This window comes from Citrobacter sp. Cpo030 (assembly GCF_030333005.1).
Taxonomy (GTDB): domain Bacteria; phylum Pseudomonadota; class Gammaproteobacteria; order Enterobacterales; family Enterobacteriaceae; genus Citrobacter; species Citrobacter portucalensis.
The window spans coordinates 212,937-234,306 of the sequence record NZ_JAOWGT010000074.1 but is presented as its reverse complement, the minus strand read 5'-3'; the positions used below and the strand labels follow the sequence as shown (position 1 = coordinate 234,306).

Sequence of the window (21,370 nt, the reverse complement as noted above, 5' to 3'; positions counted from 1 at the left end):
CGTATGGATGTATTCTGAAAGTCCTGTGTAGTCGCTTTTTTCTGTGTTGTCTTTAGCGGGTTATTCATATTGTATCCATGATGGATAAGGAGATCCCAATGAAGACAACCAGGCTGTTGCCATGGATATTATTCCTCTCAGGCATACTGACTTACAGTATCGGTTTATGGCGCGCATGCCCGTTACTGAGCGGCAAGGGGTATTTTTTGGGGGCATTGATGACGGGGATGTTCGTTACGTATGCCTATCAACGTGCAGTAAATCTCAATCAAATTGATGAACGCTTCGCTTCCGTGTGTCAGATGGTGGTGCTCATCACGATAGGGTTGTTGCTGGTGGGGGTGTGGAATGCCCCGTTGGCGCCCTTTGAAATAGGGTTATACCCGGCAGCATTCTTCGTCTGTTTAATGGGGCAATTTTTACTGCAGCGTTCGCGTAATCAGGCGCTGCCTGGAGACACCTAACTCACCAGCCTGCGCGTATCGATACGTTGCAACAATACGGACAGCAGCAGGCTTCCCGCCAGCGTGGCGCTGAAAATCCACAGCATATCCAGCGGTGGCCAGTTTTTGAGTTCAATTCCGTTGGTACGTAGTGCGTGAATGATCAGCGCATGAAAACCATATATGCCCAATGAATGGCGAGAAATAAGGCCCAGTAGCGGCAGAGTACGTGTGCTGAGCGTATTTTTGACCAGCGTCAGGAGCGAGGCGGCGCAAATAAATACCGCAGGGCCGCAGTAGAGGTACCAGGTATCGGCAAAATTGCCTCGCCAGCGCAGTTCATGCAATGTGCCACGAGAAATAATAAATACTGCGGTAATAAATACCGTCGCACAGAGCCAGCTGAGCGCACGCTTTTGCGTATCCATCATGCCAATCGCCCGGCCCAGCATGCCGTACAGGATGTAATAGAAAGTATCGCCACTGATGTACAGGTTGACTGGGAGCCACTCAAAGCCGCCGATTTTTTGCGAGACGGTATTGGGATTGGCAATCACCCCAATCACAACCATGAGCGCCAGTAGCATCTTGCCGCTGATATTTTTCACCTGTATCAGCGGAGAAACCAGGTAGATGACGGCGATCGCGAAGAAAAACCACAGATGATAGAACACCGGCTTTTGCAGCAGGTTCTTCAGCGACAGCTCAGCGTTGATCGAGGTAAACAGCAGGATATAGGCCAGTGCCACGCTGCTGTAAAACAGAATGCAAAGCGCGATGCGCAGGAAATGGCGCGGTTTGGCGCTACGCTCACCAAAGAACAGATAGCCCGAAATCATAAAGAACAGCGGAACGCTGACGCGAGAGGCTGAATTGAGCACGTTAGCCAGATCCCAATTCAACGGGCTGACGCTTTGCGCATTGGTGATGTACCAGGTTGTGGTGTGGATCATCACGACCATTAAACAGGCTATCCCGCGCAGGTTATCAATCCAGAAAATTTTGGGCTGCATCAGTTCCTCTGTGTCCATTAAAAAAAGTCTGACCGATATTTTGCGAACGTAGCTCACTGGAATAATCCGAGTTCTTACGCTAAAGCTTGAGATGGTCTGATGAGATTCTCAAAATAGGATCTGTTTCCAGACACTAATAATAAGACTGACCAGCAAACCAGGCGGTAATAAAATGATGATGAAGTATTTCTTTCCCGCGATCGCTGCCCTTTTGCTGGTAGCGTGCGCTGACACACAATCGTCTGCACCTGCGCAGAAAGCGCAAAAGGTTAAGGTCAGTGCCACGCGTTCGCTGGATATGGAGTCATTGTGCAAAAATGAGGCGGCGCAACGCTACAACACTGGCGCGCAGAAAATTGATATCTCCGGCCTGGAACAATTCCAGGGCAGCTATGAGATGCGTGGTTCTACCTTCCGTAAAGAGAGTTTTGTCTGTTCTTTTGATGCAGACGGGCAGTTTTTGCACCTTTCCATGCGCTAAGTTCCCCCTTTTTCCCGTTTCGTACTGTATATCTTGCAGCCAGCGGGTATACTGATCGCTTCCTTTAAATCCACACGTATCCAGCACGAAATAATATGCAAAAGTTTGATACCAGGACCTTCCAGGGCTTGATCCTGACCTTACAGGATTACTGGGCTCGCCAGGGCTGCACCATTGTTCAACCATTGGACATGGAAGTCGGCGCGGGAACATCTCACCCAATGACCTGCCTGCGTGCGCTGGGGCCGGAACCGATGGCGACTGCTTATGTGCAGCCTTCTCGTCGTCCGACCGATGGCCGCTATGGCGAAAACCCGAACCGCTTACAGCACTACTATCAGTTCCAGGTAGTGATTAAGCCTTCTCCGGACAACATTCAGGAGCTGTACCTGGGTTCTCTGAAAGAGCTGGGTATGGACCCGACCATTCACGATATCCGTTTCGTGGAAGATAACTGGGAAAACCCGACGCTGGGTGCCTGGGGTCTGGGTTGGGAAGTGTGGCTGAACGGCATGGAAGTGACGCAGTTCACCTACTTCCAGCAGGTTGGTGGTCTGGAATGTAAACCAGTAACCGGGGAAATTACCTACGGTCTGGAACGTCTGGCCATGTACATTCAGGGCGTAGACAGCGTTTACGACCTGGTCTGGAGCGACGGCCCGCTGGGTAAAACCACTTACGGCGACGTGTTCCATCAGAACGAAGTGGAGCAATCCACCTACAACTTCGAATACGCCGACGTGGACTTCCTGTTCACCTGCTTCGAGCAGTACGAGAAAGAAGCGCAGCAGCTGCTGGCGCTGGAAAATCCGCTGCCACTGCCTGCGTATGAACGTATTCTGAAAGCCGCCCATAGCTTCAACCTGCTGGATGCGCGTAAAGCCATCTCCGTCACCGAGCGTCAGCGCTATATCCTGCGCATTCGCACCCTGACCAAAGCAGTGGCAGAAGCTTACTACGCTTCCCGTGAAGCCCTTGGCTTCCCGATGTGCAACAAAGACAAATAAGAGGCGGCCATGTCTGAGAAAACTTTTCTGGTGGAAATCGGCACTGAAGAGCTGCCACCAAAAGCACTGCGCAGCCTGGCTGAGTCCTTTGCTGCAAACTTTACCGCGGAGCTGGATAACGCTGGCATCGCGCACGGCAACGTTGAGTGGTTCGCCGCGCCGCGTCGTCTGGCGCTGAAAGTCGCGAATCTGGCGGAATCTCAACCCGATCGCGAAGTTGAAAAACGCGGTCCGGCCATTGCCCAGGCGTTTGACGCTGAAGGCAAACCGAGCAAAGCGGCAGAAGGTTGGGCACGTGGCTGCGGCATCACGGTTGATCAGGCTGAGCGTCTGACTACCGACAAAGGCGAATGGCTGCTGTACCGTGCGCATGTAAAAGGCGAAAGCGCAGAAACGCTGCTGCCAAACATGATCGCCACGTCACTGGCGAAGCTGCCTATCCCGAAACTGATGCGCTGGGGCGCGTCTGATGTCCACTTCGTGCGTCCGGTTCACACCGTGACCCTGCTGCTGGGCGACAAAGTGATTCCGGCAACGATTCTGGGCATTCAGTCCGATCGCGTGATCCGCGGGCACCGCTTTATGGGCGAGCCGGAATTCACCATCGATTCTGCCGATCAGTACCCGGAAATCCTGCGTGAGCGCGGCAAAGTAATTGCGGATTACGCTGAGCGTAAAGCGAAAATCAAAGCCGATGCTGAAGAAGCGGCGCGTAAGATTGGCGGTAACGCTGATCTGAGCGAAAGCCTGCTGGAAGAAGTCACCTCGCTGGTGGAATGGCCGGTAGTGCTGACCGCGAAGTTCGAAGAGAAATTCCTCGCAGTTCCGTCTGAAGCGCTGGTACACACCATGAAAGGTGACCAGAAGTACTTCCCGGTTTACGCGAACGACGGCAAACTGCTGCCGAACTTTATCTTCGTTGCCAACATCGAATCGAAAGATCCGATCCAGATTATCTCCGGTAACGAGAAAGTCGTTCGTCCGCGCCTGGCGGATGCCGAGTTCTTCTTCAATACCGACCGTAAAAAACGTCTGGAAGACCATCTGCCGCGTCTGCAAACCGTGCTGTTCCAACAGCAACTGGGTACGCTGCGCGACAAGACTGACCGTATCCAGGCTCTGGCGGGCTGGATTGCTGGTCAGATTGGCGCTGATGTTAACCACGCAACGCGTGCTGGCCTGCTGTCCAAGTGTGACCTGATGACCAACATGGTCTTCGAGTTCACCGACACCCAGGGTGTGATGGGCATGCACTACGCGCGTCACGATGGCGAAGCGGAAGATGTAGCCGTGGCGCTGAACGAACAGTATCAGCCGCGTTTTGCCGGTGATGATCTGCCGTCGAACCCGGTAGCTTGTGCCGTGGCGATTGCTGACAAGATGGACACCCTGGCTGGTATCTTCGGTATTGGTCAGCATCCGAAAGGCGACAAAGACCCGTTTGCGCTGCGTCGTGCTGCGCTGGGTGTGCTGCGTATTATCGTTGAGAAGAACCTGAATCTGGATCTGCAAACGCTGACCGAAGAAGCGGTTCGTCTGTATGGTGACAAGCTGACCAACGCCAACGTGGTGGATGACGTTATCGACTTTATGCTCGGTCGCTTCCGCGCCTGGTATCAGGACGAAGGTTACACCGTCGACACCATTCAGGCCGTACTGGCACGTCGTCCGACTCGTCCGGCTGATTTTGACGCACGTATGAAGGCGGTTTCGCACTTCCGTACGCTGGAAGCCGCGTCCGCGCTGGCTGCCGCGAACAAGCGTGTATCGAACATCCTTGCGAAGTCTGAAGAGACGCTGAATGACCGCGTGAATGCGGCGACGCTGAAAGAGCCGGAAGAAATTGCGCTGGCAATGCAGGTGGTTGTGCTGCGCGATAAGCTGGAGCCTGTCTTCGCTGCCGGTCGTTACCAGGAAGCGCTGGTTGAGTTGGCGGAACTGCGTGAACCGGTTGATGCGTTCTTCGAGAAAGTGATGGTCAACGTAGAAGATAAAGATCTGCGTATTAACCGTCTGTCTATGCTCGAAAAACTGCGCGAGCTGTTCCTGCGCGTGGCGGATATTTCTCTGCTGCAGTAATGGCCCTGCGCTGACTTAGAAAATGCCGGATGGCGGCTTCGCCTTATCCGGCATTTTTTTATGTTATTAGCGCAACTGCAATTTTGTCAGACAGGTCTGGCTGTCTTCCATCGTCTTAATAGGATACTTCGCCGTTTTACCGTTGTAGCTCACTGCGATGGTGCCTTCCATATTGCGCGGTAGCCATACCCCGACAAAGCCATTACGGCCGCTCTTCATCGCTTTTTGTACCACCACATCACCCTTGTTATCCGTCACTTTGACATTGAATGTCTTCTCCGGCATTTCGCCCTGGCAGCCAGAAAGGCTGTGGTTGAAGCAAGGATGTGTTTGCCATTCATACGGGGCAAACGACAGATAGAACTTGTCACCGAGCGGCAGGGTATAAATCTGATCGCCCGAAGAGAGCTTCAACGCGGTGCTGGTGATGGACGCTGAGTACGGCAGCGGGCGACTCTGCGGTGATTGATCGATCGTTTCTACGATTTGTTCGACGGATTTCCCGCTAAGTCCGTGTTCGGCCAGAAAAGTAGCTTCCGGCGTTGCCGCGAACGCAGTACCAGTGGTGAGCAAACCTAAAATCAGCAGCAGTGAGGATTTCGACATAGCTTCAATTCCTTGTGAAAATTGTGGAATATAGACTGGCTCACTATAAAGCTTGCCCTTAGGGAAAGGTCAAAGGGGCGACGGGTAAAGTAATGCAAAGAAGCGTTTAGGTGGGATGTGCTGCGAAGTACAGATAAAAAAAATCCCCGCCGTTTGGCAGGGATTCAGAATTTTTGAGCTTACAGGCTGGTTACGTTGCCAGCTGCCGGGCCTTTAGCGCCGCTTTCGATGGTGAAGGAAACTTTCTGACCTTCGTCCAGAGATTTGTAGCCATCGTTCTGGATAGCAGAGAAGTGTACGAACACGTCTTTAGAGCCATCGTCAGGAGTGATGAAGCCGAAACCTTTGTCAGCGTTGAACCATTTTACGATACCAGTCATTTTACCGGACATAGTGTATTACCTTTTAAAAAATAAGTGTGCCTTTCGGCGATATGGCGTGCTTTACAGATTTTTTAACAGTAAAGGAAATGCTCACTACGAAGGGTATCAACGATAACTCTTGAAGGGACTTGCCTTACTAACTGCTGTAATGGTCTGTACGTCAAACCGTTGAGGGCATTAACTCATTTTACGCATGTGGATGCAACTACTATTTTCTTTTTTGTGGATAACCTTCGTAAGAGAACGGCCCTGTAACAGGACCGTTCTTAAGCAAAATTGAAAAATAGTTCAATCCATCAGTTGCTTACTTAACCTAGGGTCTGCCTGAATCAAGCGCATTAACTTCAATTCGGTAGTGGAAGGCTTTACGCGTTTAGACTCCCATTCATGAACCATCGCGACCGTCACGCCCATCACTCGGGCAAAATCATCTGTTTTTAAACCTGTCCCTCGTCGTAGCTGTTCAAATTCGGTGAAAGGGTTGGTTTTTTGCGGCAGAGTGACCGTCTGCGATACATCTTTAAAAACAATCTGCTCCAGACTGCTTAGCAGTTCAAACATAGGATCTTTGTATTCCATTGAGAACTCCTACAAATCACACAGCGGGATCGTGAATTTCTTCGAAGCTCATTAAGAGTAGTCGGAAAAAATGAAGCCGGATTTAAGGTTTGTGTGATGGATTCGTTTCAGCGGATCGCAGGTGATAATCTTTTGCTGGCTAACAAACTGATAAAGGTCGGGATCTCCGAACGATCGATTCCGATTGTAAAGATGACTAAAATATGACGCCGAGTGGTAAATGCAGCATTGTTTAGCAAAACGAACGGTGGTGGGAACGGTTATTTTCCCCCACAAGATTACGCGGAAAGGGTATCTTGCGGGGCTGACCTGGACTATCCTTGTCAACGTCAGGCACGCGGGTGTCGTTGTGCGCATTTTTGGGTGAAAGGAGTATTAAAATGGCGACAGGTAAGTCCTGCTCTCGCTGGTTTGCGCCTGTTTTGGCGCTCTTAATGGTAGTTGGCCTGAGTGGGTGTTTTGATAAAGAAGGCGATCAACGCAAAGCGTTTATCGATTTTCTGCAGAATACTGCAATGCGTAGCGGAGAGCGTTTACCAACGCTGACCGCCGATCAGAAAAAACAGTTTGGCCCGTTTGTGTCCGATTACGCGATTCTGTATGGCTATTCGCAGCAGGTTAATCAGGCGATGGACTCCGGTCTGCGTCCGGTGGTTGATAGCGTAAATGCGATTCGTGTTCCTCAGGATTATGTGACTCAGCGTGAACCGCTGCGTCAGGCAAATGGTGCGCTGGGCGTGTTAGGGCAACAGTTGCAGAATGCGAAACTGCAGGCGGATGCTGCACATGGCGCGCTGAAGCAGGGCGAAGATCTGAAGCCGGTCTTTGATCAGGTGTACAACAAAGTTGTTACTGTCCCAGCAGAGGCCTTACAGCCGCTGATCCCTGCCGCGCAAATTTTCACGCAGCAGTTGGTACAGGTTGGTGATTTTGTGGCACAGCAGGATACGCAGGTGAGCTTTGTTGCCAACGGTATCCAGTTCCCAACGTCACAGCAGGCAAGTCAGTACAATACGCTGATTGGCCCGTTGGCTGCTCAGCATCAGGCATTTAATCAGGCCTGGACTGCTGCGGTGAATGCCGCTCAGTAATGAAGGTGCTGTAATACATGGAAGGCCGGGTGAGCATAAGCGCTACCCGGCCTTTTGTTTATGATGCGACCTGCGGGTTTACGCAGTTCTTCTCAACGCGTCCTTGCAGCGCATCGATTAAGTTATCCACCGCACAGGCCGCCATGTTGTAGCGCGTTTCGTGCGTGGCTGAACCAATGTGCGGTACGGCCACCACGTTGGGCAGTGACAGCAGCGGTGAGTCTACCGATAATGGCTCTTGCTCAAATACATCCAGGCCAGCGGCATGAATTTCGCCGTTTTGCAGGGCGGCAATCAACGCTTTTTCATCGACCACCGGGCCACGTCCGGCGTTAATGAAAATGGCGGAAGACTTCATTTTGGCAAACTGCTCGGTACTGAACAGATGATGCGTTTCGTCGGTTAACGGCAGGATCAGGCAGACAAAATCAGACTCCTGCAACAGCGTATCGAGGTCGCAGTAACGTGCATTGAAGCGTTCTTCTGCTTCCTGATGATGACGGCGCGCATTATAGAGAATCGGCATGCTAAAGCCGAAATGCGCACGTTGCGCCAGCGCCAGCCCAATGCGGCCCATACCGACAATCCCCAGCGTTTTGTGGTGTACATCGGTACCAAACCAGTCTGGCCCGATACTTTTGGTCCATTCGCCGACCTTCACCCGTTCAGCAACTTCCACCACGCGGCGAGCGGTGCTTAACACCAGCGCCATTACCGTATCGGCGACGGTTTCCGTCAGCACGGTTGGCGTGTGCATCAACAGCACCTTACGCGCGTTGAGGGCATCGACGTCGAAGTTGTCATAGCCTACGGAAATCGTGGATGTCGCACGCAGCCTGGGCATTTTCTCCAGCAGAGCGGTATTGACGGCTTCACTGGAGCCCAGCAGACCTTCTGCATTGGCAAAAGCGTCGGCGTGCTGTGCGACCGTTTCCGGGCGCAGGTTAGGCACCTGAGTCACAGTAAAATGCTCTTCCAGGCGATGCAGTAAATCGTCAGGTAACGCTTTATAGAGAATAATGGACGGCTTCATGCGAATCTCCGTAAGTTAAAATTTAAGCGTGGCGTGCGCCAACCGGAATTTGGGAATTATTAGCAGGCTTAACAATTAGAGTTAGCCATACTGAGACAAAAAGCGCTACCCCCATAAAAATGTACGAGGCGGACGGGCTGCCGGTTGCGCCATTGAGGTAGCCGACAAACCATGAACCGAAGAACGAGCCCAGCGCGCCCATGCTGTTGATCAGTGCCATTGCCCCTCCGGCGACGTTGCGCGGCAGCATTTCCGGGATGATGGCGAAGAAGGGGCCATAGGGGGCGTACATTGCCGCGCCCGCAATAACCAACAGCGTGTAAGAAATCCAGAAGTGGTCTGCGCCTACGGCCCAGGAGCCGATAAACGCGAACGCCGCGATCAGTAACAGTGGCCAGACAAACAGCTTACGGTTTTGCAGCTTATCGGACGCCCAGGAGACGAGGATCATCGCCGCCGTCGCCGCCAGATACGGTACGGATGACAGCCAACCAACTTCCACCATCCCCAGGTTTGCGCCGCCGTTGCGGATAATCGACGGCAGCCACAGGACAAAACCATAGACGCCAATACTCCAGGCGAAATACTGCATACACAGCAGGATGACGTTACGTGAGCGGAAAGCCTCGCTATAGTTACGTACGGCTTTGATGCCTTGCTGCTCTTTTTCCAGTTGTGCCTGAAGGGCGGCTTTTTCAGATTCTGACAGCCAACCGACCTGAGACGGTTTGTCTTTTACCAGCACCCACCAGCAGAACGCCCAGATGATGGCCGGGAAGCCCTCGATGATGAACATTTCCCGCCAGCCCAGCGCCTGAATCAGGTAACCGGAAACCACGGACATCCACAGGACGGTGACCGGATTACCGAGGATCAGGAAAGTGTTTGCGCGCGAGCGTTCAGATTTCGTAAACCAGTTGCTGATGTAAATCAGCATTGCCGGCATCACGGCGGCTTCAACGACGCCAAGAATAAAGCGGATGGCGGCAAGCATTGGAATATTGCTGACCATGCCGGTTAACGACGCGCATGCGCCCCAGAGGATCAGACAGACAAAAATCAGTTTTCGTACGCTACGGCGTTCAGCGTAAATTGCGCCCGGGATCTGAAAGAAGAAATAGCCGAGGAAAAACAGCGCGCCCAGCAGGGAAGAAATCCCCTTGGTAATGCCGAGGTCCTCGTTGATACCGGCGGCGGAGGCGAAGCTGAAGTTCGCGCGATCAAGGTACGCCAGGCTATACGTGATAAACACGATTGGCATGATGTACCACCAGCGTTTTGCTGCATTAGTTGAGCTATTCATAGACTGCCCTCTGGTTATGCTGATACGCCGCCTCTGTATGTAGGGTACAGAGTTGGCCGGGAGTTTATTCCCCTAATTGTTCACGTGTGGGTAATCCTTCGCTGTCGCCCTGAACCTGAATGGCCAGTGCGCCAATTTTATTGCCGCGGGTCACCGCCTGATGCAGCGAGCGGCCTTCCAGCAGGGCGCTAATAACGCCCACGGCAAAGCCATCGCCTGCGCCGACCGTATCGACCACGTTGTCGACTTTTACCGGCGCAACACAGCCTTGTTCGCCGCTGGCGGTTTTGTACCAGGCGCCATCAGCCCCGGTTTTCACGATCACGGCCTTTACTCCGTGGCGCAGATAAAAGTCGGCGATGGCTTCAGCCGTTTGTTGCCCGGTTAAAATCATGCCCTCTTTTAAACCTGGTAAAACCCAGTCAGCCTGGAATGCCAGCCGGTTCAGTTTTTCCACCATCTCGGCTTCGCTTTTCCACAGCACCGGGCGCAAATTCGGGTCGAACGAGATGGTCTTCCCCTGGGCCTTCATGGTGCGGGCGGTATGCGCCAGTAGTTCATAAGAGCTGGCAGAAAGTGCTGCCGCTACGCCGCTCAGGTGCAGGTGGCGCGCGCTGGAGAAATAGGCCTCGTGATAATCTTCAATGCTGAGGTGGCTGGCAGCGGAACCTTTGCGGAAATATTCCACAATGGGATCGGTTCCATTTTCAACCTTAGATTTAAGCTGAAAGCCAGTCGCGTAACGCCCGTCCTGGGTGACTCCCTGCGCATCAATCCCTTCTTTTTCCAGCGACTTAACGATAAAACGGCCAAAGCTGTCGTTGCCAACGCGGCTCACCCAACCGACCTTCAGGCCCAGACGAGCAAGACCGGTCGCTACGTTAAGCTCAGCGCCTGCAACGCGCTTGATAAACTGCTCCACATCCGCCAGTTCGCCGGTTTGCGTGGCGACAAACATCGCCATCGCTTCACCAATAGTGACCACATCCAGTGAATTTTTCATGCGTTACTCCTCGCGTAACAGCTCGACGTAGCGGCGGGTAACCGCCGCCAAATCCTGCCCTTCCAGGGGGAACTCAATGCCGCGCGGGACATCGTTGGGCAGCGTTTTTAGCAGCGCCAGCCAGCGCGGATCGGCTGCATCAGGTGGTACGGCGCGGTAGCTGTCGCGATGTGCAACTGCGGCTTTGACATGGATATACCCAACGGTTGACGCCAGGTTCTGCGCCGCCTGTTCCGGGGAGTCGCCCACCCACAGCCAGTTGCCCATATCGAAGGTTAAAGATATCGGCAGGTTTTGCGCCTGACAGGCTTCGTTAAAGCGCTGCATCGGCTGCAGGCGTCCGCAGTCGGTCTGATCGTTCTCGACAACCAGCTCCATTCCGCTGTTGTCCAGCCATTGGCGTAGAACGTTGAACTGTTCGGTATGGGAAAAATGGCCGAGGGAGACTTTTAACCACAGTGCCTGCAAGGCCTGCGCTTCCTCAAGTAGTTCTGGAAGACGGGGGTTGAGGTTACCGTCCTCAAGGAACAACGGTTCAGGCGCAGAGTAACAGGCCAGCAGGCCGAAGATTTCGATCGCAGAGGCCATCGTTGACAGCGTTTTCAGCTCGGCCTCGGTTAATAGCTCGCGGCGGATTTCGACGCCGTCAGCACCGGCTTCAGCGATAATGGGCAGCATTGCCGTTTGCCCGCCTGCGGCCCGTACCTGGTCGTGACCGTAAGCGGCTGTGACCACCATAATTTTTCTTTTCATGGAAACTCCAGACTAGCGTTCTTGTTATAACGCTAGATGGAACCGGTTCCAAAGAAAAGCCCATGATGTCGAATTTATGATCACCATCACGAAGGTAATTTAACGGGCGGTAGAGCCTCGCACGATCAGCTCGCCGGAGAAGACCTGTTCCTGAATGGCAGCGGAGCCGCCATCAATCCGGCGCACAACCTGCTCAACGGCGGTGTAACCAATCTGCCAGGTGGGTTGTTTCAACGTGGTAATACCAACGCCCGCCAGCTCTGCCCATTCCAGTTCGTCAAAGCCGAGTAAGCCAATGTCGCTCCCCCAGTTGAGGCCAATGCGTTTCAGGGCGCGGGCTACTTGTAGCGTGAGGGCACCGTTGGCAGAGATAACGGCTTTGCGCATGCCACGATGCTGCTGGTGAAACTGGCGCAGGGTGTCGTCCAGTTGCGTATTGTCCGTGAGCGGGACTTCGGCATTTTGCGCGATAACGCCGGGGTATTGCGCGAGCGTGGCGCGAAAAGCGCTCAGGCGTTCGCGGCGGGTATTCACCATGCCGAGTGGTTCGCTGAGGAACAGGATGGCTTCAAAACCTTGTTCGACCAGATGTTCGGTGGCAACCGTTGCCGCCTGGGTGTTATCCAGCCCGACCATATCACAGGCGAAATCGGGAATTTTACGGTCAATCAGCACCATCGGCAGCGCAGACTGTTGCAGGCGGTTCAGCCCCTCTTCGCGCATTCCGACGGCGTTGACCACAATCCCTTCGACCTGGTAGCTGCGCAGCAGATCGAGATAATGCAGTTCCTGATCCACTTCGTTGTTGGTGTTACACACCAGCGGGGTAAAGCCTTTATCGCGGCAGGCGGCTTCAATACCACTTAGCACGTTGACGGAGTAGGGATTAGTAATATCGGCGATGATCAGGCCAATCAGGCGGGTACGACCGTGTTTCAGGCCTCTTGCCATCAGGCTGGGACGGTAGTCGAGATCGGCAATGGCTTGTTCAATGCGGGCCAGCAGCGCGTCGGAAAGCAGGTGCTTTTCACCGTTGAGATAACGTGAAATGCTGGTCTTGCCGGTTTTTGCAGCTTTCGCCACATCGCTGATGGTTGCCCGTGTTGATTTGCTCATCGCTGATTTCCCTGAATTTGGTGACAACACCTTAACGCGAAAATCAACGATGGCAAGTGCTTCATGCCGGATGGACGCGGACTGTCTCCATCCGGCACAAAACGTTACTGGATCGGGCTTAAGGTAATTTCTACGCGGCGGTTTTGCGCTTTACCTTCCGCTGTGCTGTTGCTGGCGATTGGATTTGCCGGGCCCATACCCTGAGTGCGGATGCGGTTAGCTGCGACCCCTTGAGTGATCAAGGCGCTGGCTACGGAGTCTGCGCGCTGCTGCGACAGACGCATATTCAGATCCTGGCTGCCGGTGCTGTCGGTGAAGCCCAGTACGTTGACGGCGGTTTTATTGTACTCTTTCAGTACCATCGCCACGCCGGTCAGGGTGTTAGCACCCGCAGGCTTCAGGTTGGCACTGCTGCTGTCGAAGGTGACGTTGTTTGGCATGTTCAGAATGATGTTATCGCCACTGCGCGTCACGCTGACGCCCGTTCCCTGCATTTTTTCGCGCAGTTTCGCTTCCTGCACGTCCATGTAATAGCCGATACCACCGCCAACGGCCGCGCCAGCCGCTGCGCCAATCAGTGCGCCTTTGCCGCGATCTTTCTTCGAAGAAGAGAGTGCGCCAATGCCCGCGCCGACCAGAGAGCCAATACCTGCGCCAATGCCGGATTTACCCGCTTCGCGTTCGCCGGTGTAAGGGTTTGTTGTGCAGCCAGAAACCGCCAGGGCGCCGCTCACGATGGCAGCAATAACAAATACACGTTTCTTCATCTTAATTCCTTAATGACTTTTTCTTCTTTGCCACAGCGACCGTGGCGGTTGATTATGACGTGTGAACATGAAGAAAATTCCAGGGAAGACTCTGAAATTTGTAAGTAACATTGAACGGCATAATAAATAAGCCGTCACATCGCATTCAGGAGCGCCATCTTGGCTAATTCACCCGCACATTACTCGGTGTTAACCGCCGCCCACTGGGGACCAATCCTCGTCGACACTGATGGTGAGACGGTTTTCTCCTCGCGTGGCGCGCTGCCCACCGCTCATCCCAACTCTTTGCAAACCGTGGTGCGCGACCAGGTTCACAGTAAAACGCGGGTACGTTTTCCGATGGTGCGTAAAGGGTTTCTCGCCTCGCCGGAGAACCCACAGGGCGTACGTGGGCAGGATGAGTTTGTTCGCGTCAGTTGGGACGACGCGCTGAATCTTATCCATACGCAGCATAAACGCATCCGTGACAGCTACGGCCCGGCCTCAATTTTTGCCGGTTCGTACGGCTGGCGTTCCAACGGCGTGTTACACAAAGCGGCGACCCTGTTACAGCGTTATATGGCGCTGGCGGGCGGTTATACCGGGCATCTGGGGGATTACTCGACGGGGGCTGCGCAGGCGATCATGCCGTACGTGGTGGGCGGGAACGAAGTTTACCAGCAGCAAACCAGCTGGCCGGTGGTGCTGGAGCACAGCGAAGTGGTGGTGTTGTGGAGCGCCAATCCGCTCAACACTCTCAAGATTGCCTGGAACGCGTCCGATGAGCAGGGCCTCGCGTACTTTGAGGCATTGCGCGACAGCGGTAAACGGTTGATCTGTATCGATCCGATGCGATCGGAAAGCGTCGATTTCTTTGGCGATAAGATGGAATGGATTGCCCCGCATATGGGGACCGACGTAGCGCTGATGCTGGGCATCGCGCATACGCTGGTGGAAAACGGCTGGCATGACGAGGACTTTCTCGCCCGGTGTACCACCGGATATGACCGTTTTGCCGACTATCTGCTGGGTAAATCTGATGATGTTGCAAAAACGGCAGAATGGGCGGCAGATATTTGTGGCATTCCGGCGGCGAAGATACGCGAACTTGCGGCGATATTTCACCAAAATACCACCATGCTGATGGCCGGATGGGGAATGCAGCGCCAGCAGTATGGCGAGCAGAAACACTGGATGATTGTCACCCTGGCCGCCATGCTCGGACAAATCGGGACGCCAGGCGGCGGTTTTGGGCTGTCGTACCATTTTGCCAACGGCGGCAATCCAACGCGCCGGGCTGCGGTACTGGCTTCAATGCAGGGCAGCGTTAAAGGCGGCACCGACGCGGTAGACAAAATTCCGGTGGCACGAATTGTTGAAGCGCTGGAGAACCCCGGTGGTTTTTACCAGCACAACGGCATGGACCGTCATTTCCCGGACATCCGCATGCTGTGGTGGGCGGGCGGGGCTAACTTCACCCATCATCAGGACACTAACCGTTTAATTCGCGCCTGGCAGAAACCGGAGCTGGTGGTCATCTCGGAGTGTTTCTGGACCGCAGCAGCAAAGCATGCCGATATCGTGCTGCCAGCAACCACCTCCTTTGAGCGTAATGATTTGACCATGACCGGTGATTACAGCAACCAGCACCTGGTGCCGATGAAGCAGGTCGTACCGCCGCAGGACGAAGCGCGAAATGATTTTGATGTCTTTGCCGAGCTGAGTGAGCGCTGGGAAAAGGGCGGATATGAACGGTTCACCGAAGGTAAAAGCGAACTGGCGTGGCTGGAGACTTTTTACAATATTGCCGGGCAACGTGGGGCCAGTCAGCAGGTGACATTGCCGCCTTTCGCCGAGTTTTGGCAGCGCAACGCCCTGATCGAAATGCCGGAAAACGCCGCCAGCGCGCAGTTTATCCGTTTCGCGGATTTTCGCCGCGACCCACAGGCGCATCCGCTGAAAACGGACAGCGGCAAAATTGAAATCTACTCCGCGAGGATTGCCGGTTACGGCTACGCGGACTGTGCGGGACACCCGATGTGGCTGGAGCCGGACGAGTGGTTCGGTAACGCCGAACCGGACCAGCTACAGTTACTTTCCGCCCATCCGGCGCACCGTTTGCATAGTCAGCTTAACTACAGTGCGCTACGTGAGCAGTACGCGGTAGCGGATCGTGAGCCGATAACGATTCATCCGCAGGACGCCCACGCGCGCGGCATTGCGGATGGCGATACGGTCAGGGTGTGGAACCAGCGCGGGCAAGTTCTGGCGGGCGCGGTGGTGACGGCGGGTATTAAACCCGGCGTCATCTGTATTCATGAAGGCGCGTGGCCTGATTTGGATCTCGCAGCGAACGGTATTTGTAAAAATGGCGCCGTCAACGTGCTGACCAAAGATCTCCCCAGCTCGAAGTTGGGGAATGGCTGCGCGGGCAATACTGCGCTGGCGTGGCTTGAAAAATATAGCGGACCAATGTTGGCGCTTACGGCGTTTGATCCGCCTGCCAGCCCATAATCCACGTGGGGTGGTGAGTCTCTTCCTGCCATGCGCCGTCTTCAATGCGAAAACCCAGCGCATGGTAGAAGTTCACCGCTGATTGATTCTTCTGGTAGACCTCAAGGCTGAGTATCGAAAAGCGCTGCTGGACATGCTGCACCAGCGCTTTGCCGATCCCGCTTCTGATGGCGGCTGGTGCGACAAACAGCGCGCCGAGAAAGCGGTCATCAATCACGCTGGCAAAGCCTTTGAGCTCGCCTTCTTCTTCCCAAACCCAGGTTTGCGCGGCTGGCAGATAAACATCCCGCACCACGGATTCACTTTCGCGCCAGTAGCGCTCTTCGATAAACGGATGGGCATGGATTGTGCTTTCCATCCACAGCGCCAGAATTGACGGCAGATCTTCAGCCTTGGATTCACGAATCATGTTGTTCTCCCGGATAACAGATGCAGCTGGTGACATGGTCGTTGACCAGGCCGCACGCCTGCATAAAGGAGTAACAAATGGTGGTGCCGACAAACTTAAATCCGCGTTTTTTTAACGCTTTAGACAGCGCGTCTGACGCAGGCGTGGAGGTGGGAATATCACTCAGGTTGGCGGCGCGAGTCACTTGCGGTTGGTTATCAACAAATGACCAGACGAATTCGCTAAACGACTCTCCGTTTTGCGCCATCGTCAGAAAAGCGCGAGCGTTGCCGATAATGGCCTGAATTTTTCCTCGATGACGAATAATGCCGGCATCCAGTACCAGCCTTTCCACATCCTCTTCGGTCATGGCCGCCACTTTTTCCGGATCAAAATGGTGGAAAGCGTGGCGATAATTTTCCCGTTTCTTGAGTACGGTAATCCACGATAACCCGGCCTGCTGACCTTCCAGGCAGATCATTTCGAACAGTTTATTACCATCAGTTTCGGGGACGCCCCATTCCTTGTCGTGGTAGGCAATGTAAAGTGGATCCTGGCTGACCCATCCGCAACGCTGCATATTCTTCCTCGCTGTTTTTACTGGCGTAAAAATTTCATTCGGCCCGCCTTGACGCGCCAGCTAAAAAGACAATATTTAATACAGGGCCTGATGGGCCCGATATCCTTCACACAATGACAATAATATCGCCGAATTCGGCTCTTTTCTGGAGTCGCGTTGATGATTATAAGAAACAGTAGTGGTCGCCAAAGGTTAACTCTGGCGAGCGTCGTAGTTTGTGCGCTGTCCATCAATACAGCATATGGCTGGCAACAAGAATATATCGTTGATGCTATGTCAGGGCATACGGCTGAACGTTATACATGGGACAGCGATCACCAACCACGTTATAACGACATTCTGGAAGAACGTATTCGTTCCACTCAGAACGTGGCGGGTCCCGTGGTGAATCTTGCGGATGAGACGCCTATGGATGCGACCAGCGGCATGAGTATGGGCTGGAACTTCCCGCTGTCCAGGCAGGTAACGACCGGTCCGGTCGCCGCACTGCATTATGACGGTTCAACCACATCTACTTACAACGAATTTGGCGACAGCGCGACTTCGGTAACGCAGAACGATCCGCTGTGGCATGCCAGCGTGAGCTCGTTGGGCTGGCGAGTCAATTCGCAGTTCGGTGATGTGCGACCGTGGGCGCAAATCAGCTATAACCAGCAGTTTGGCGAGAATATCTGGAAGGCGCAGTCGGGTCTCAGCCGCATGTCAGCAGCGGGTCAGGACGGTAACTGGGTGGATGTCACCGTCGGTGCGGATATGCTGTTGAACCCGCACATGGCGGCTTACGCGGCGCTGTCGCAGGCGGAAAACAGTACCAACAACAGCGACTATATGTACACCATGGGAGTGAGCGCCAAATTTTAACGTAAGCAATCATCACATAAACATCTTGATTACAAGTTGAGATCAACAATCACACGCACTCCAGCGATAGCGTGTACTAACTCATGCGATAAAATTCAGTAACCCGACTTTTTGTCTCGTCATTCATTCCACATTCCTGGCATTTCATTCCGTCCTGGCGGCATTTCATGCCGTTTTCCCCTGCTCATAAAAGCGCTTCGGTATGGTTGTTGGCAGAGAATTTCCCATTTTGTTTATGCAGGAAGACTGCCATGAAAACTTCTGATTATCAGCGTACCCGCTGGCTGACACTGATCGGCACCATCATTACTCAATTTGCTTTAGGTTCTGTTTATACCTGGAGCCTGTTTAACGGTGCGCTCTCTTCTAAGCTTGATGCGCCAGTGAGTCAGGTTGCCTTTTCCTTTGGCCTGCTGAGCCTCGGGCTGGCAATTTCTTCTTCCGTCGCCGGGAAACTGCAGGAACGTTTTGGCGTGAAACGCGTCACCATGGCCTCCGGTATTTTACTGGGTGTCGGCTTCTTCTTAACCGCCCACTCTGACAGCCTGATTATGCTGTGGCTGAGCGCCGGTGTATTGGTCGGTCTGGCGGATGGAGCAGGCTACCTGTTAACACTTTCCAACTGTGTAAAATGGTTCCCTGAGCGTAAAGGGCTGATTTCCGCCTTTGCCATCGGTTCTTACGGTCTTGGCAGCCTCGGTTTTAAATTCATCGACAGCCAACTGTTGAGCACTGTGGGTCTGGAAAAAACCTTCATGATTTGGGGCGCGATTGTGCTGGTGATGATCGTATTTGGCTCCACGCTGATGAAAGACGCGCCGAATCAGGAAGTGAAAACGAAAAATGGCGTGGTTGAGAATGACTACACCCTGGCGCAGTCCATGCGTAAACCGCAGTACTGGATGCTGGCAGTGATGTTCCTGACGGCGTGTATGAGTGGGCTGTATGTGATTGGCGTGGCGAAAGATATTGCACAAAGCCTGGCGCATATGGATGTGGCAACGGCGGCAAATGCGGTCACCGTCATTTCTATAGCTAACCTGTCCGGTCGTCTGGTTCTGGGGATTCTGTCCGACAAAATCTCTCGTATTCGCGTTATCACCATTGGGCAGGTCGTTTCGCTGGTCGGTATGGCGGCACTGCTGTTCGCCCCGCTGAATGATGTGACCTTCTTTGCGGCGATTGCCTGTGTAGCATTTAACTTTGGCGGTACCATCACCGTGTTCCCGTCACTGGTGAGCGAGTTCTTCGGTTTGAACAACCTGGCTAAAAACTATGGTGTCATTTACTTAGGTTTCGGTATCGGCAGCATTTGTGGTTCCATTATCGCCTCGCTGTTCGGCGGTTTCTATGTGACCTTCTGCGTTATCTTTGCGCTGTTAATCATCTCACTGGCACTCTCCACCACCATCCGCCAGCCACAGCGTAGCGTATATACCGAGGCGCACGCCTAAACCTATTAGTAGTCTGATTAATACCTGGCGCATATATTTACAAAAATATATGCGCCATTTGCATTCTCCATAAGCACTTTTTCACCCTCCTGTGGTCTACTTACCCGCGCCCGTAGACATTTCACCTCTGCTGTTGTCGCATTTTCCCCTGCCTGGTCTGTTTGACTACTGCACAGGGTGTTTTTATCCCGATTCCCAGGGTTTGTTTGCATGAGATACATTAAGTCGATGACGCAGCAGAAACTCAGTTTCCTGCTGGCAATCTATATCGGTTTGTTTATGAACTGTGCTGTATTTTTCCGGCGCTTTAGCGGATATGCACACGAGTTTACCGTCTGGAAAGGACTCTCTGCGGTTGTTGAATTAGCCGGCACTGTTCTGGTGACCTTCTTTTTACTACGGCTTCTCTCTTTATTTGGTCGGCGCGCCTGGCGTGTCCTGACAACCTTAGTGGTACTGTGCTCTGCCGGTGCCAGCTATTACATGACCTTCCTGAATGTGGTAATTGGTTACGGTATTATTGCCTCCGTAATGACCACGGATATTGATTTATCGAAAGAAGTTGTTGGCTGGCATTTTATTGTGTGGCTGGTTTCGGTCAGCATTTTACCGTTGGTTCTGATTTGGAGTAATCGCTGCCGCTATACCCTGATGAAACAGATCCGTACGCCGGGCATGAGATGGCGTAGCGTGGCGGTGGTATTGTTGGCTGGCCTGATGGTATGGGCGCCGATTCGCCTGCTGAGCATGCAACAGAGAAGCGTTGAGCGAGCAACGGGAATCGATTTACCCAGCTATGGCGGGGTAGTGGCGAATTCCTATCTGCCGTCAAACTGGCTCTCCGCGCTGGGTCTGTACGCCTGGGCACAGGTGGATGAATCCTCAGACAACAAATCGTTGATGAACCCGGCGAAGAAGTTTACCTATGTTGCCCCCAAAAACCTCGACGACACCTATGTGGTCTTTATTATCGGCGAAACGACCCGCTGGGATCATATGGGGATTTTTGGCTATGAGCGTAATACCACGCCAAGGCTCGCCCAGGAGAAAAATCTGGCCGCCTTCCGTGGATATTCCTGTGATACGGCAACAAAACTTTCGCTGCGTTGTATGTTCGTGCGTGAGGGTGGGGCAGAAGAAAACCCGCAGCGTACTCTGAAAGAACAAAACGTCTTCTCCGTGCTCGGCCAGTTAGGGTTCAAGACCGATCTTTACGCGATGCAAAGCGAGATGTGGTTCTACAGTAACACCATGGCGGAGAACATCGCCTATCGTGAGCAGATTGGCGCAGAGCCGCGCAACCGTGGCAAGAACGTTGACGATATGCTGTTGATTACCGAGATGCAGCAGTCTCTACAAAATAATGAAGATGGTGGCAAGCATCTGATTATTCTGCATACTAAGGGCTCGCATTTTAACTACACCCAGCGCTACACCCGCGAATATGCGCAGTGGAAGCCGGAATGTGTCAATGTTGATAGTGGCTGCTCGAAGGCCCAGATGATCAACTCATTCGATAACTCGGTAACCTATGTTGATCACTTTATTACCAAAGTGTTTGATCAACTACGCGATAAGAAAGCGATCGTGTTCTACGCCGCCGATCACGGTGAGTCGATTAACGAGCGCGAGCACCTGCACGGTACGCCGCGTAAAATGGCGCCACCTGAGCAGTTCCGCGTTCCTATGATGGTGTGGATGTCTGACAAGTATCTGGATGACCCCGACCATGCGAAGGCGTTTGCACACCTTAAGCAAGAAGCTGATATGAAGGTGCCGCGTCGTCATGTTGAACTGTACGACACCATTTTGGGTTGCCTCGGTTATACCTCGCCAAATGGTGGTATTAACGAGAATAACAACTGGTGCCGTATCCCGGACGCGAATAAGGCTACAGCCCAGTAACTGAGCTGCTGACTTTCTCACCGATCAAATGG

21 protein-coding genes are annotated in these 21,370 nt (G+C 53.3%); 9 read left to right on the top strand and 12 right to left on the bottom strand.

Going from position 1 to position 21,370, the window contains the following annotated elements; genetic code table 11:
• Positions 1 to 98 precede the first annotated feature (98 nt).
• The gene (yiaB, locus tag OGY37_RS20425) at positions 99 to 464 is read left to right on the top strand and encodes an inner membrane protein YiaB (RefSeq protein WP_126317247.1); all 366 of its coding nucleotides are present in this window, start codon (positions 99 to 101) and stop codon (positions 462 to 464) included.
• On the opposite strand, the gene OGY37_RS20420 is transcribed toward yiaB, so the two are convergent.
• The gene (locus OGY37_RS20420; protein ID WP_003827371.1) at positions 461 to 1,456 is read right to left on the bottom strand and encodes an acyltransferase; all 996 of its coding nucleotides are present in this window, start codon (positions 1,454 to 1,456) and stop codon (positions 461 to 463) included. The two genes, yiaB and OGY37_RS20420, sit on opposite strands and share 4 nt — an antisense overlap.
• Positions 1,457 to 1,628: 172 nt before the next feature.
• Here OGY37_RS20420 and OGY37_RS20415 point away from each other — a divergent pair, with 172 nt between their 5' ends.
• The 3 genes from OGY37_RS20415 (at position 1,629) to glyS (ending at position 5,023) form a co-directional block, all read left to right on the top strand.
• Positions 1,629 to 1,937 carry a YsaB family lipoprotein gene (locus tag OGY37_RS20415; RefSeq protein WP_020996059.1) on the top strand — a complete coding sequence of 103 codons (309 nt, stop codon included), beginning with the start codon at positions 1,629 to 1,631 and terminating at the stop codon, positions 1,935 to 1,937.
• Between the two features lie 95 nt (positions 1,938 to 2,032).
• Positions 2,033 to 2,944, top strand: a complete 912-nt coding sequence (glyQ, locus tag OGY37_RS20410) for a glycine--tRNA ligase subunit alpha (RefSeq protein WP_001168551.1) — start codon at positions 2,033 to 2,035, stop codon at positions 2,942 to 2,944.
• 9 nt (positions 2,945 to 2,953) lie between these two features.
• Complete coding sequence (gene glyS, locus OGY37_RS20405; protein WP_008786433.1) at positions 2,954 to 5,023, top strand: glycine--tRNA ligase subunit beta; 2,070 nt, start codon at positions 2,954 to 2,956, stop codon at positions 5,021 to 5,023.
• A gap of 66 nt (positions 5,024 to 5,089) precedes the next feature.
• On the opposite strand, the gene cueP is transcribed toward glyS, so the two are convergent.
• The 3 genes from cueP to OGY37_RS20390 all read right to left on the bottom strand — a co-directional run bounded on the left by cueP (position 5,090) and on the right by OGY37_RS20390 (position 6,591).
• Positions 5,090 to 5,629 (bottom strand): copper-binding periplasmic metallochaperone CueP, encoded by a 540-nt coding sequence (cueP, locus tag OGY37_RS20400; RefSeq protein ID WP_200920996.1) that lies wholly within the window; start codon positions 5,627 to 5,629, stop codon positions 5,090 to 5,092.
• A 179-nt stretch (positions 5,630 to 5,808) separates the two neighbouring features.
• Entirely contained in the window at positions 5,809 to 6,021 is a 213-nt protein-coding gene (gene cspE, locus OGY37_RS20395) for a transcription antiterminator/RNA stability regulator CspE (RefSeq protein ID WP_000014594.1), read from the bottom strand.
• A gap of 279 nt (positions 6,022 to 6,300) precedes the next feature.
• Positions 6,301 to 6,591, bottom strand: coding sequence for an HTH-type transcriptional regulator (locus OGY37_RS20390; RefSeq protein ID WP_003827383.1), 291 nt, complete (start codon positions 6,589 to 6,591; stop codon positions 6,301 to 6,303).
• A 380-nt stretch (positions 6,592 to 6,971) separates the two neighbouring features.
• On the opposite strand from OGY37_RS20390, the gene OGY37_RS20385 reads away from it, so the two are divergent.
• On the top strand, positions 6,972 to 7,682 hold the full coding sequence (locus OGY37_RS20385; protein WP_003024276.1) for a DUF3053 domain-containing protein: 711 nt from the start codon (positions 6,972 to 6,974) through the stop codon (positions 7,680 to 7,682).
• Between the two features lie 58 nt (positions 7,683 to 7,740).
• Here OGY37_RS20385 and ghrB read toward each other — a convergent pair whose 3' ends face one another.
• The 6 genes from ghrB to OGY37_RS20355 all read right to left on the bottom strand — a co-directional run bounded on the left by ghrB (position 7,741) and on the right by OGY37_RS20355 (position 13,657).
• Positions 7,741 to 8,715: a glyoxylate/hydroxypyruvate reductase GhrB gene (ghrB, locus tag OGY37_RS20380; protein WP_286621692.1), complete on the bottom strand. Its 975-nt coding sequence runs from the start codon at positions 8,713 to 8,715 to the stop codon at positions 7,741 to 7,743.
• Positions 8,716 to 8,737: 22 nt separating this feature from the next.
• Positions 8,738 to 10,018: an MFS transporter gene (locus OGY37_RS20375; RefSeq protein WP_048215328.1), complete on the bottom strand. Its 1,281-nt coding sequence runs from the start codon at positions 10,016 to 10,018 to the stop codon at positions 8,738 to 8,740.
• Positions 10,019 to 10,082: 64 nt separating this feature from the next.
• Positions 10,083 to 11,021, bottom strand: a complete 939-nt coding sequence (locus OGY37_RS20370) for a sugar kinase (protein WP_286621691.1) — start codon at positions 11,019 to 11,021, stop codon at positions 10,083 to 10,085.
• Between the two features lie 3 nt (positions 11,022 to 11,024).
• Entirely contained in the window at positions 11,025 to 11,774 is a 750-nt protein-coding gene (locus OGY37_RS20365; RefSeq protein WP_126317250.1) for a sugar phosphate isomerase/epimerase family protein, read from the bottom strand.
• 99 nt (positions 11,775 to 11,873) lie between these two features.
• A complete protein-coding gene (locus tag OGY37_RS20360; protein ID WP_005133828.1) occupies positions 11,874 to 12,890 on the bottom strand; it encodes a LacI family DNA-binding transcriptional regulator in 1,017 nt (338 codons plus the stop codon).
• Between the two features lie 104 nt (positions 12,891 to 12,994).
• Complete coding sequence (locus tag OGY37_RS20355) at positions 12,995 to 13,657, bottom strand: OmpA family lipoprotein (RefSeq protein WP_003827397.1); 663 nt, start codon at positions 13,655 to 13,657, stop codon at positions 12,995 to 12,997.
• 159 nt (positions 13,658 to 13,816) lie between these two features.
• On the opposite strand from OGY37_RS20355, the gene OGY37_RS20350 reads away from it, so the two are divergent.
• Positions 13,817 to 16,150 (top strand): molybdopterin guanine dinucleotide-containing S/N-oxide reductase, encoded by a 2,334-nt coding sequence (locus OGY37_RS20350; protein WP_286621690.1) that lies wholly within the window; start codon positions 13,817 to 13,819, stop codon positions 16,148 to 16,150.
• On the opposite strand, the gene OGY37_RS20345 is transcribed toward OGY37_RS20350, so the two are convergent.
• Positions 16,119 to 16,559 (bottom strand): N-acetyltransferase, encoded by a 441-nt coding sequence (locus OGY37_RS20345; protein ID WP_003827401.1) that lies wholly within the window; start codon positions 16,557 to 16,559, stop codon positions 16,119 to 16,121. The two genes, OGY37_RS20350 and OGY37_RS20345, sit on opposite strands and share 32 nt — an antisense overlap.
• Positions 16,549 to 17,118, bottom strand: coding sequence for a DNA-3-methyladenine glycosylase I (tag, locus tag OGY37_RS20340; RefSeq protein WP_003827403.1), 570 nt, complete (start codon positions 17,116 to 17,118; stop codon positions 16,549 to 16,551). Before tag ends, OGY37_RS20345 begins: the two co-directional genes overlap by 11 nt.
• A gap of 159 nt (positions 17,119 to 17,277) precedes the next feature.
• On the opposite strand from tag, the gene OGY37_RS20335 reads away from it, so the two are divergent.
• The 3 genes from OGY37_RS20335 to eptB all read left to right on the top strand — a co-directional run bounded on the left by OGY37_RS20335 (position 17,278) and on the right by eptB (position 21,338).
• Positions 17,278 to 17,979 carry an autotransporter outer membrane beta-barrel domain-containing protein gene (locus OGY37_RS20335; protein WP_003827405.1) on the top strand — a complete coding sequence of 234 codons (702 nt, stop codon included), beginning with the start codon at positions 17,278 to 17,280 and terminating at the stop codon, positions 17,977 to 17,979.
• A gap of 251 nt (positions 17,980 to 18,230) precedes the next feature.
• The gene (locus tag OGY37_RS20330) at positions 18,231 to 19,433 is read left to right on the top strand and encodes an L-lactate MFS transporter (RefSeq protein ID WP_063941883.1); all 1,203 of its coding nucleotides are present in this window, start codon (positions 18,231 to 18,233) and stop codon (positions 19,431 to 19,433) included.
• A 210-nt stretch (positions 19,434 to 19,643) separates the two neighbouring features.
• Positions 19,644 to 21,338 carry a kdo(2)-lipid A phosphoethanolamine 7''-transferase gene (gene eptB / locus OGY37_RS20325; protein WP_286621689.1) on the top strand — a complete coding sequence of 565 codons (1,695 nt, stop codon included), beginning with the start codon at positions 19,644 to 19,646 and terminating at the stop codon, positions 21,336 to 21,338.
• Positions 21,339 to 21,370: the final 32 nt, after the last annotated feature.